10 protein-coding genes and 1 riboswitch are annotated in these 11,353 nt (G+C 55.7%); of the genes, 2 read left to right on the top strand and 8 right to left on the bottom strand.

Annotated features, from left to right (window positions below):
- Positions 1–92: 92 nt before the first annotated feature.
- A complete protein-coding gene (ltaE, locus tag GHN86_RS17295; protein ID WP_153386999.1) occupies positions 93–1,097 on the bottom strand; it encodes a low-specificity L-threonine aldolase in 1,005 nt (334 codons plus the stop codon).
- Between the two features lie 216 nt (positions 1,098–1,313).
- A riboswitch (FMN riboswitch) is annotated at positions 1,314–1,484 on the top strand.
- A gap of 129 nt (positions 1,485–1,613) precedes the next feature.
- Between ltaE and GHN86_RS17290 the strand changes: the two genes are divergently transcribed.
- The gene (locus GHN86_RS17290; protein ID WP_153378448.1) at positions 1,614–2,108 is read left to right on the top strand and encodes a 6,7-dimethyl-8-ribityllumazine synthase; all 495 of its coding nucleotides are present in this window, start codon (positions 1,614–1,616) and stop codon (positions 2,106–2,108) included.
- 51 nt (positions 2,109–2,159) lie between these two features.
- On the opposite strand, the gene astE is transcribed toward GHN86_RS17290, so the two are convergent.
- The 7 genes from astE to GHN86_RS17255 form a co-directional block, all read right to left on the bottom strand.
- Positions 2,160–3,164 (bottom strand): succinylglutamate desuccinylase, encoded by a 1,005-nt coding sequence (gene astE, locus GHN86_RS17285; protein WP_153378447.1) that lies wholly within the window; start codon positions 3,162–3,164, stop codon positions 2,160–2,162.
- A gap of 13 nt (positions 3,165–3,177) precedes the next feature.
- Positions 3,178–3,465 carry a topoisomerase II gene (locus GHN86_RS17280; protein ID WP_153378446.1) on the bottom strand — a complete coding sequence of 96 codons (288 nt, stop codon included), beginning with the start codon at positions 3,463–3,465 and terminating at the stop codon, positions 3,178–3,180.
- A gap of 63 nt (positions 3,466–3,528) precedes the next feature.
- Positions 3,529–4,875, bottom strand: a complete 1,347-nt coding sequence (gene astB, locus GHN86_RS17275; protein ID WP_153378445.1) for an N-succinylarginine dihydrolase — start codon at positions 4,873–4,875, stop codon at positions 3,529–3,531.
- A gap of 152 nt (positions 4,876–5,027) precedes the next feature.
- Positions 5,028–6,497 (bottom strand): succinylglutamate-semialdehyde dehydrogenase, encoded by a 1,470-nt coding sequence (gene astD / locus GHN86_RS17270; RefSeq protein ID WP_323369256.1) that lies wholly within the window; start codon positions 6,495–6,497, stop codon positions 5,028–5,030.
- Positions 6,494–7,531 carry an arginine N-succinyltransferase gene (gene astA / locus GHN86_RS17265; protein ID WP_153378443.1) on the bottom strand — a complete coding sequence of 346 codons (1,038 nt, stop codon included), beginning with the start codon at positions 7,529–7,531 and terminating at the stop codon, positions 6,494–6,496. Before astA ends, astD begins: the two co-directional genes overlap by 4 nt.
- 55 nt (positions 7,532–7,586) lie before the next feature.
- A complete protein-coding gene (aruF, locus tag GHN86_RS17260) occupies positions 7,587–8,606 on the bottom strand; it encodes an arginine/ornithine succinyltransferase subunit alpha (RefSeq protein WP_153378442.1) in 1,020 nt (339 codons plus the stop codon).
- Positions 8,607–8,727: 121 nt separating this feature from the next.
- Complete coding sequence (locus GHN86_RS17255; RefSeq protein ID WP_153378441.1) at positions 8,728–9,948, bottom strand: aspartate aminotransferase family protein; 1,221 nt, start codon at positions 9,946–9,948, stop codon at positions 8,728–8,730.
- A gap of 468 nt (positions 9,949–10,416) precedes the next feature.
- On the opposite strand from GHN86_RS17255, the gene GHN86_RS17250 reads away from it, so the two are divergent.
- Positions 10,417–11,307: a dermonecrotic toxin domain-containing protein gene (locus GHN86_RS17250; protein ID WP_153386997.1), complete on the top strand. Its 891-nt coding sequence runs from the start codon at positions 10,417–10,419 to the stop codon at positions 11,305–11,307.
- The last annotated feature ends 46 nt before the right edge of the window (positions 11,308–11,353 follow it).

The raw sequence follows: 11,353 nt of genomic DNA, 5'->3' as shown, positions 1-11,353 counted from the left end.
TGCGACTCGCAAAGGGCCGCATTATATCGGCCCTTCGCCTTGGGTACAGCGTGTTTATACGATAGGCGCAAGCAATTGGACGGCCTGCGCACTCATTGACGGTTAAATTCAGTGAAAACGTCGATCACTCGCTCAATTTGTCCGCGACTGACATCCCTGTGCGTCACCATACGCAAGCGTGGCGCGGCCGTCAGCTTGATGCTGTGTTCGCTAGCCACGGCCTTCAAGGCTTGCGACCGGTCGCCCATCTGAACGTAGACCATATTGGTCTGTACCGGCTCAACCTCATAGCCTGCAGCAAGCAAGCCTTCGGCCAGCAACTGCGCATTTTCATGGTCGTGCGCCAGACCTTCGACCTGGTTGTCCAGCGCATACAGCCCCGCCGCGGCTAACTGGCCAGCTTGACGCCAGCCACCGCCAACCATTTTGCGCAACCGTCGTGCTTTGCCGATCAATTCTTCAGTGCCGCACAACACCGTCCCCACCGGCGCACCCAGGCCTTTGGACAGGCACACCGAGACCGAATCGAAATGGCGGGTGATATCGGCGGCATTGACGCCCAGTTTAATAGCCGCGTTGTACAACCGCGCGCCATCCAGATGCAGCGCAAGGCCATGTTCACGGGTCACACGGCTGGCGGCGGCCAGATACTCAATGGGCAACACCTTGCCCTGCATGGTGTTTTCTAGCGCCAGCAGGCGCGTACGGGCGAAGTGAAAGTCGTCGGGTTTGATGACCGCCGCCACTTGATTCAGATCCAGACTGCCATCCGCCTGGTTCTCCAGCGGCTGAGGCTGGATTGAGCCCAGTACCGCCGCCCCACCGCCTTCATATTTATAGGTATGAGCCAGCTGCCCCACGATGTACTCGTCGCCCCGCCCACAATGGGCCATCAGCGCCAACAAGTTGCTCATGGTCCCCGTTGGCACAAACAACGCGCTGGCAAATCCCAGTCGCGAAGCCAGTTCGGCTTCAAGCCTGTTCACCGTTGGGTCTTCGCCATACACATCATCCCCCAGCGGGGCACTCGCCATGGCGTCGCGCATGCCGGCACTGGGTTGGGTCACGGTGTCACTACGAAGATCGATAACAGTCATTGAACAAGCCTCGGCAAAGTGAGATCAGCACAGGATGCCAATCGAGAATTCCATTTCGGACAGGGGTACCACGGACACAATTACGCGCACTCAAGCACTCATATTAGGAAAAGCCCGATAAAACAATCAGGAATTTTGATGGCTATTAGCAAAAAGCATCAATGCATCCTTGAAACAGATGTGATACAAAATGTCCGCCGCCAGAAAGGCTGGCGGCAACGTTCTCAGGGCGGGGTGCAACTCCCCACCGGCGGTAATTGCGCGCAATGCGCATAGCCCGCGAGCGCTTGGCAGATCCGATAGCTCTGGCTACGGGAAGGTCAAGGTCAGCAGACCCGGTGTGATCCCGGGGCCGACGGTCATAGTCCGGATGAAGAGAGAACGGGATTGGCGCCAAAGGGCCGTCAATCAGGCGGGCTGCCACAACGCTGATGGCTGAGTGCAACCCGTCTGAACGTACCCTTTAATCCCATTCGATTCATATGCCCTGTTTTTCACACAAACAGGAATCTGAACATGCAACCCACAGCAATTCACCACAACGAGCGCGTCGCGTTTATCCAGGCTTCCTGGCACAAAGAGATTGTCGACCAGAGCCGTAAAGGCTTTCTGGCTGAAATGCTGGTGCAGGGCTATCAGGAAAGTGACATCGATTTCTTTGAAGTCGGCGGCGCGTTTGAAATTCCACTGCACGCCAAACTATTGGCCAAGACCGGTCGTTACGCCGGGATTGTCGGCGCTGCTCTGGTTGTTGACGGCGGCATCTATCGCCACGATTTCGTTGCCCAGTCCGTCGTCAGTGGCCTGATGCAAGTGCAGCTGGAAACCGAAGTGCCGGTGTTTTCGGTCAGCCTGACCCCGCACCACTTCCACGCAGGCGAAGAGCATCAGAAGTTTTTCTTTGACCATTTCGTGCACAAGGGTCAGGAAGCCGCGAAAACCTGCGTAGATACCCTGCAAAAAATCCGTGCCATCAAGCGCATGGACACTCAGCAAAAACGCGCCGTTTAAAAGCGCTGTAAAAAAGGCCAGAGCGAATCTGGCCTTTTTTCATTAAGCCTGTCAGACAAGCACGGGCGCACGCTCAGGTTCGATAATGATGCCTGCACGCAAACCATTCTTCACTTTGGGGTTCGGGAAAATAATTCGAGCCTGCGCTTCTTCAATCACCCAACGTGGATGGCCCGGGTCTTCAGCTAAGACATAGCCTTTGGGCAATTCAGCAAAATTTTCGACATGAAGCGGCAAATGCAGAATAAATCTGTCGCTGTGCTTGATCACTTCACGGGCTACGCGAAACAGCTCCAGACCATCAATCGAATCTTCAGGCTGTTCGCAGCCTTCAATAATGTGTGTTAAGCGCCGCTCAAGAGACTGCAAGTTCAGCCCCTCATTTTGACCAAAGGGTCTCGCCTTACCCAGCTCGAGGGTGAACGCCTCAACGTCCAGCTGTTCATAGGTAAACGCACTGAAGACAATGGAGGGCTTGTTTTGCAGCAACACCGCCTGCATGCCAGCCGCTCGTAAACGCCCAAGTTCGCGCAGAGAATGCGTTCGCCCTTGTTTATAAGGATAAAGCGCGAATTGCTCGATTTTCGAACCACGGATGGCGGTGTGCAGGTCGTAATGAAGACGGGTACGTTGCGGCACACTGAAAAAGGTCGTGGCCAAGCGCTCCAGCTCATGAGCGCGCATGGCCTCGTAGCCACTGCTGCTTTCATGGCGACCGTTAAACAGTCGGTTGAGGTCTTCTTCGACAAAGCGACCGCCCGTTCGCATGGCTGCCGGGTTGCCAAACAAAAATAGAATACGGGCGCGGGGTTTTACAACGCCCCGTGCGATGTCATGCAACAGACGATCGAGCAATTCGATCGGCGCTGTTTCGTTACCGTGAATGCCGGCCGACAACAGTAAATCCATACCGTTGTCGCGCACCTCTGGAGGGCGTACTTCAAGGGCCCCCTCGGCCAGCCAGCGCATCCGCACGCCATCGACAGTCAGTTGAGTTTTCTCAGCCGGTTCACGTCCGGCCAGGGTCAGATCAAGCAGCTTGCCGAGAGCGAGCATAGAGCACCTTTAATCAGTGATTGCAGTCTGGGCCATGTACATGACCGTCTTCGTCATCGCCCGGATCAGCCGGTTCCATTTCAAGTTGCAGGCTGACCAGGTTAGTGGCCAATGGGCGCAGCAGCAGGTTGGCGTATTCAGCATCACCTTCTTCTACGTCAACGCCGATCAGCAACTGGCCACGGCCGTCTTGTTGAATCCAGACTTCCTTGCCCTGCCAGATGATCGCCACGCGCGTGCATGAGGTTTCAAGCTGTGTGCCGTCAGTGTCTTCAAGAATCAGTTGCAGGGAATCGCTCATAATTTCGCTCTCATCTTTAGTAAAGTCGCATGCCTGCGGCTTAAGCCGCGAGCACGCGTTTGATCAATTAATTTGAAAAGGATAAACCGAGCCCAGTTTAAGGATGTTCGTTAATTCATCCAGTGCCGTACGGCATTCGATCAACAACTGCGGGTCGGCCAAATCGTTTTCGCGCAAGGCGTCACGGTAATGCTTGCTCACCCACTGAGTCAGTGTTTCATACAGCGCTGGCGTCATGATAACGCCCGGATTGACAGCCGCCAGTTCCTTTTCATTTAACGCCACCCGCAGACGCAGGCAGGCTGGGCCTCCGCCGTTCTGCATGCTCTGCTTGAGGTCAAACACCTTGACCTCAGCAATCGGCCCGGCCGACGCGATCAATCCTTGCAGATACTGCCAGACACGCGGGTTGGCACGGCACTCTTCGGGAACAATCAGTAACATTGAGCCGTTGGCACGGGTCAGTAGCTGACTGTTGAACAAATAAGAACGCACCGCATCCTCAACCGCGACCTGATCACGAGGCACGCTGATTGACTGGAAGTTCGCGCCACGTGCCGCCAATTTACCGTGCAGTTCAGCAAGCGTTTGCTCGGTATTCAAAAAGGCATCCTGGTGATGAAACAACAACTCACCGTTGCCCACCGCGATCACGTCGTTATGAAACACGCCCTGGTCGATCACCGCCGGGTTTTGCTGAGCAAATACGACGCCCTCTTCACTCAGGCCATGCAGCCGGGCCACGGCTTGAGACGCTTCCAGTGTCTGACGAGCCGGATACTTCTGTGGCGCCGGGTAGCGGCTGTCAAACGCGCTGCGGCCGTACACAAAAAACTCAACGCCTGCCTCACCATAATCACGACAAAAACGCGTGTGGTTGGCAGCCCCCTCATCGCCAAATTGAGCCACCGCTGGCAACGCTGCGTGGTGGGCAAAATGATCGTGGTCGGCAAACATCGCGCCGAGCACACGGCTGGTAGTCGGGTGCTCGATGCTGCGGTGAAACTTGCAGTTCAAGTTGGCCGCCGTGAAATGCACACGACCATCGGCCGTGTCTGCGCTCGGGCTCACCGTCGCCGCATTGGCCACCCACATGCTGGATGCCGAGCAACTGGCCACCAGCAAGGGCATGGCCTCTTTGGCCGCCCGCTCAATCACTTGAGCATCAGAACCACCAAAACCCAATCGACGCAAAGCCGCCACATCCGGTCTTTCTTGCGGTGCCAATACACCCTGGACAAACCCCATGTCCATCAGCGCTTTCATCTTTTCCAGACCTTGCAGCGCGGCTTCCCTGGGGTTCGAAGCCTGCTGACTGTTGCTCTGGGAAGCGACGTTGCCAAACGACAAGCCGCCATAGTTATGGGTCGGCCCCACTAAACCGTCAAAATTGACTTCAAAGGACTTCATCAGCGAGGCTCCGGCAAACTGTTGTAATAAAAGACGCTACAAGACTGTTTTTGTAGCCGCCGCCGAAGGCTGCGAAGGGTTGCGAAGCAATCCGTTTTAGCGCCTCGCAGACCTATTCGCAGCCTGCGGCAGCGGCGGCTACAGGGTTGTTGTCAGGACAAATGCACGCCGGGCGTCAACGCCGCGGGTAGTGCCAGTGTCGCGGTTTCAAGCGACGCCACCGGGTATGCGCAATAGTCAGCCGCGTAATACGCGCTCGCGCGGTGATTACCCGACGCGCCGATGCCACCAAAGGGTGCACTGCTGGCCGCCCCCGTCAGTTGCTTGTTCCAGTTGACGATGCCTGCCCGGCTTTCCAGCCAGAATCGCTGATAGCGTGCTTCTGAGTCGGATAACAGACCTGCCGCCAAACCAAAGGCCGTGTTGTTGGCCTCGGCAATCGCTGCATCAAAGTCAGCGTAACGAATGACCTGCAACAACGGGCCGAACAGTTCTTCGTCAGAACGTTCACTGACTTCGGTCACATCGATGATGCCGGGGGTCAACAAGGCTGAGGTGTGGGTGGGTTGCGTCATGCGCAGCAGAACCTTGGCGCCACTGTCGATCAACAGCGTCTGCGCGGACATCAAGTCACGCGCCGCTGAAAGGGAAATGACCGAGCCCATAAACGGTGCAGGTTGCTGGTCAAAAGCACCGACCTCGATACTTTTGCTGACTTCAACCAGACGTACCAACAGGCTGTCACCCCATGCGCCTTGAGGCACGAGCAATCGACGCGCACAGGTACAACGCTGCCCCGCCGAGATAAAAGCGGACTGAATGATGGTGTAAACGGCAGCTTCCAGATCAGCCACCTGATCGACCACCAGCGGGTTGTTACCGCCCATTTCCAGCGCCAGGATTTTGTCCGGGCGACCGGCAAATTGCTGGTGCAGGCTGTTGCCGGTGCTGCTGGAGCCGGTAAAGAACAGCCCGTCGATCCCTGCGTGAGCCGCCAACGCCACACCGGTCTTGCGCGCACCTTGCAGCAGGTTCAACACCCCGGCTGGCAGTCCGGCTTCGACCCAGCATTTGACCGTCAGTTGAGCGACTTTCGGGGTCAGTTCACTCGGTTTAAATACCACGCAGTTGCCTGCCAACAACGCCGGCACAATGTGCCCGTTGGGCAAATGACCCGGAAAGTTATAAGGCCCGAAGACTGCAACCACACCGTGCGGCTTGTGCCGCAAAACGGCCGTGGCATCGCCCAGCGGGGTGCTTTTTTCACCTGTGCGCTCGCGGTAGCTTTGTACTGAAATCCCCACCTTGTTGATCATGCTGGTGACTTCAGTGGCCGACTCCCACAACGGTTTACCGGTTTCTTCGCCAATGCAATGAGCCAGCTCATCGGCATGGCTTTTCAGGCTCGCGGCGAAGGCTTCAAGGACCGTCAGGCGCTCTTCAAACGTTCGCTTGGCCCAGGCCGGAAAAGCCTCGCGGGCCGCCTTGACCGCTTCACTGACTTGTTCGGCATTGGCACTATTGCCCGTCCATACCACCTGCTGAGTCACCGGGTTCAGCGATTCAACAACCTCGCCCAGACCGTTCTGCCAAGCGCCTGCAATATACAACGTGCTCATTATTTCGACTCCCGTGGGGCTACTGCCTGTGCCGACAACGCCACAGCGCGCACTTGATCGCCCGCAGTCAATTGAAGGCGCTTGGCCGTCTGCGGATCAACCACCAGCGTGCCTGCCGCCAAGCGTGCCGGGGCAGCCGTAATCCGGCAATCTTCACGCTTGCGGTTGTGAATCAGATAAGGCGTGGCATCGTCACCCGGTGTGCCTATAGCCAGCACCAACGCTTCGCTGTCACGCACTGCGCGGATTTTGCCGGTTTCACACTCCACCGCCGGGCCGGCATCAAAAATATCGACGTAACCCTGATAGCTAAAGCCTTCGCTTTTAAGCATGTTCAAGGCGGGCTCTGTGTCGGTGTGCACCTTGCCGATGACCGCACGGGCATCTTCTGACAGGAAGCACGTATACACCGGGAACTTAGGCATCAACTCGGCGATAAACGCCTTGTTGCCGACACCTGTGAGGTAGTCCGCCTGGCTGAACTCCATCTTGAAGAAATGCCGCCCCAGACTTTCCCAGAATGGTGAACGACCGGCGGCGTCGGACATGCCGCGCATCTCGGCAATGATCTTGTTGCCGAACAGTTCCGGGAACTCGGCAATAAACAGCATCCGAGCCTTGGCCAACAAGCGACCATTAAGGCCTGTTCGGTAGTCTGCACTGAGGAACAACGAGCACAGCTCCGAGTTGCCGGTCAGGTCATTGGCCAGAAACAGTGTTGGGATTTCGCGGTAAATGTTCAGTTCCTGAGAGGCGCTGACGGTCAGGCCCACGCGGAAGTTGTACCACGGCTCACGCAGGCCGACGGCACCGGCGATGGCGGAAATACCAACCACCTTGCCTTCATCGTTTTCAAGCACAAACAGGTAGTCGGCGTCGCCGCGCGAGGCTTCACCACGAAAGGTTTTCTCTGCCCAGGTCACCCGGTGCAGCAAACGCTCTTCGTTGGCAGGCAGCGTCGTCAAGCCAGTGCCGGTGCTGCGGGCCAGTTCAATCAAGGCCGGTAAATCGCTGTTGCGTACAGGACGAACGATCATGCTATCTCCTTAAACAGGCCGCGCTGGCGCGCCCTGCGAAACTCGCTCAAACGCGTTAAACCGCCACCACTCGTACGCTGGCGCCTTCGCCAACACCGAGCGCATCGGCCGCTTCCAGATCCAGCGTGACCGGCTTGCCGGGTGCCCAATCGAGGTCAAGCAAGACCGCGCGATAATCCTGCAACTGGGCATTGGCCACCAGGTATTGACGACCGCCGCCAGTGCTCTGCGCACCGATCTTGACGGGCACCACGCGGCTTTGCGCAATGGAGCGAATGCCTGAAACCCGTGCATGCAGGGTTGGCCCGCCGTCGAAAATATCGATGTAATGATCGGTCTCGAAGCCTTCACGCATCAGGATGTCAAAGGTGATCTGCGCACGCGGATGAACCTGGCCCATTGCCTCTTGGGCAGAGTCCGGCAGCAACGGCACATAGATCGGATAGTGCGGCATCAGCTCCGCAAGGAACGTGCGGCTTTTCAGCCCGCACAAGCGCTCGGCAGCTGCGTAATTCAAATCGAAGAAGTTACGACCAATCGCATCCCAGAACGGCGAGTCACCGTTCTCATCGCTGTAACCGACAATTTCAGTCACCACCGAATCGGCAAAGCGTTCCGGATGATTAGCGACAAACAGCAGTCGGCCGCGGGAGTTAAGTTCAGCCCACGCAGAACCCACCAATTGAGGCACGACATAAAAACTGGTCAACAGGCTATTGCCTGTCAGGTCGTGGCATTGGGACAAGACATGAATCTTGTTGTGGATTTTCAGCTCACGGGAGGCGTGCACGAAGGTTTCGTTACGGAAGCTGTAGAACGGCTCCGAATAACCCGCCGACGCGACGATGGCCGAACACCCCACCAGCTTTCCCGTGGCGCTGTCCTCAAGCACAAAAAAATAACTCTCCTCGCCGTTAAAGCTGACTTCAGCGGCAAAAGAAGTTTCGGACGCTGCAATCTTGTCGCGCAAGCGACCCACATCGTCGGGCAAGGAAGTGACACCAATCGGGCTGTCCGCAGCCAGACGCTGTACCTCGTCCAGGTCAGCCATTTGCGCGGGGCGCATCACCAGCATGGTGTCACTCCTTAATCAAAAAATAAAAGGGGGGGGAAGTTGAGCCTGCGCATGTACAGCATGGCGCACAGGCTCGCACATAAAAAATTGACGCCTGATGTCTCAAGCGTCGAGGTCACTCTCAGACTTGAGTGAGTGTTTTCACCGCGCGCTCGAAGCGGTTCAAGCCTTCTTCTATATCAGCCTCTTCAACCACCAGACTTGGCGCGAAGCGCACCACATCCGGGCCAGCCTGCAGAATCATCAGATTTTCTTTTTCGCAGGCATTGAAAATGTCCTTCGCTTTACCTTTCCAGGTATCGCTCAATACACAGCCGATCAATAAGCCCATGCCACGCACTTCAGTAAACACACCGTATTGCTGGCCGATGGCTTCAAGGCGAGTTTTGAACTGGTTGTGCCTGGCTTTAACGCCATTGAGTACCTCAGGCGTGTTGACCACATCGATCACTGCATTGCCTACCGCGCACGCCAGCGGGTTACCGCCGTACGTGGTGCCGTGTGTGCCCACAACTAAATGCTTGGCCAACGCTTCAGTGGTCAACATGGCGGCGATCGGGAAACCACCGCCCAGACTTTTAGCGCTGGTCAGAATGTCCGGCGTGACGCCGTAGTACTGGTAAGCAAACAGGTGGCCAGTACGGCCCATGCCGGTTTGCACTTCGTCAAATACCAGCAGCGCATCGTGCTGGTTGCACAGATCGCGAGCGCCTTGCAGGTAAGAAAGCTCAGCCGGCAGCACGCCGCCTTCACCCTGGATCGGCTCAAGAACCACCGCGCAGGTCTTGTCCGAGATTGCCGCTTTCAAAGCGTCAAGGTCGTTGAACGGGACGTGGGTAATACCGGTGATTTTCGGACCGAAACCGTCAGAGTATTTCGACTGCCCGCCCACGTTCACCGTAAACAGCGTGCGGCCGTGAAAGCTGTTGAGTGCAGCAATGATTTCGTACTTCTCTTCACCAAAGCGATCGAATGCAACACGACGGGCCAGCTTGAAAGCGGCCTCGTTGGCTTCAGCACCCGAGTTACAAAAGAACACACGCTCGGCGAAGGTCGAGTCCACCAGCTTTTTAGCCAGACGCAAAGCCGGCTCGTTGGTGAACACGTTCGACACGTGCCACAAGGTATTAGCCTGCTCAGTCAACGCACCGACCAAAGCCGGGTGTGCGTGGCCCAGCACGTTTACGGCAATCCCGCCTGCGAAGTCGATCAGTTCTCGGCCCGCTTGGTCCCACACGCGCGAACCGGCACCACGAACGGGAATAAAGGCCGCAGGTGCGTAGTTGGGAACCATGACCTGATCGAAATCGGCGCGTTGCACCGGGGCTTGCTCAACGGACATCGGAGTCTCCTGAGAAGAACGCCTGCCTAAACTGGCAAGCGATGGGGGGATTGTAGGGACACATCTAGGGCAAGCCTTGCCGCCAAGCGACAACTTCTTATAGCGCTCAACCCATTTTTTCCAAGGCTTTCGACAATGCGACATATTCCGTCACAAAGGCGCAGTTTAAACGCTGCGCCTCCCGTTCGGCACTGTAAAACCAAATTGATTTCTCCTAGCGCTAGCCGCTACTGCCCTTGCGCGCTCGTCATTGAGGTTGCCCTGGCGCGCCCAATGTCTTGGCTTACGGTCAACTGCACTCGCAAGAGAGCGTCTAAGTTAGCCCGACTTGACCCATCGACTGGCATAAACCATGAGTATATTTAACCAATTAAACTATATATGTATATAAATACAACTACACATTCAACGTTTCAAAACAGACCTCTACACTAAAATGAGAAAACCTTATCTCTAAAGAAAACCCTCATGAGCATGCTATCCACTATCACGCCTTACCCCAACCGCCCCACTCCAAAACTTGCGCATTTAAACCCTATTAAAAATGCCCTCCCCTCATGGGCGCTGTCATTACCGCCACACACTTTAACCGCTTTAAAAAACACCAACCCAACACTTCACGCCTCATTGAAAAATATCACCTCCACACAAAATAGCGTCTTCAAAAACTTGCTTTACCAGCGCCAGGTTGCCCATCAGAACCTCGAAACAGAACTGGCAAACAGCCTGGACGTGCTAGCGTTCGCCGAGCCTTTACTCAAGCAATACATCAACACTCACTACCTAATTGATTTAGATGTGAATGATATTTATATCAATCTGTACGCGCCCTCCACCCTGCCCATCGTTGGATTCCCTGACGGCGGCTCCCGAACGTGGCGAGTCACGTTACTTCAAGCGGCCCTGCACAATTTCGAACTCGCTGAAAGCTTGCCCAATGCCTACCTGCCTGAATCAGGATTTATCAGCCGTCCGGATGAGCTCGGACGCTTTGAAGCACGCGATGATATAACTCAAAAAATGCCCATCGCAGGGTTTATCCACTTATGCCGCACACTCGACCTAGGGAAGCGTTACAAGGCCTATCTCAAAGAACTATTAGGGCTTAATGATCGAGGTAAACAAATACGACTTAAAGAAAAAATACGCGATAGCCATATTGCAAACCTGAAAACAGATCTGGCTCATGGCTTTCTAACGCAACACACAGCGCTTGATATTAACGAATCGCTAACGGCTTATATTTCAAACCTCAACCAAGACTGGCAAACCTTCAGCTTTTCCTTATTTTCAATGGCCGTAGACGGGGTGCTTATTTTTATACCCAAGGCGGCGGCAAAAACTGAGTGCAACACCTGACCTTTCCGGTACGGTGCTGCCCTATGTCTTATTCCGAACTCAGCGT

The sequence above is a fragment of the Pseudomonas helleri genome (assembly GCF_009600315.1).
Taxonomy (GTDB): Bacteria; Pseudomonadota; Gammaproteobacteria; order Pseudomonadales; family Pseudomonadaceae; genus Aquipseudomonas; species Aquipseudomonas helleri_A.
Note: the sequence above shows the minus strand (reverse complement) of the source record. Positions and strands in the feature narration are given on the sequence as shown.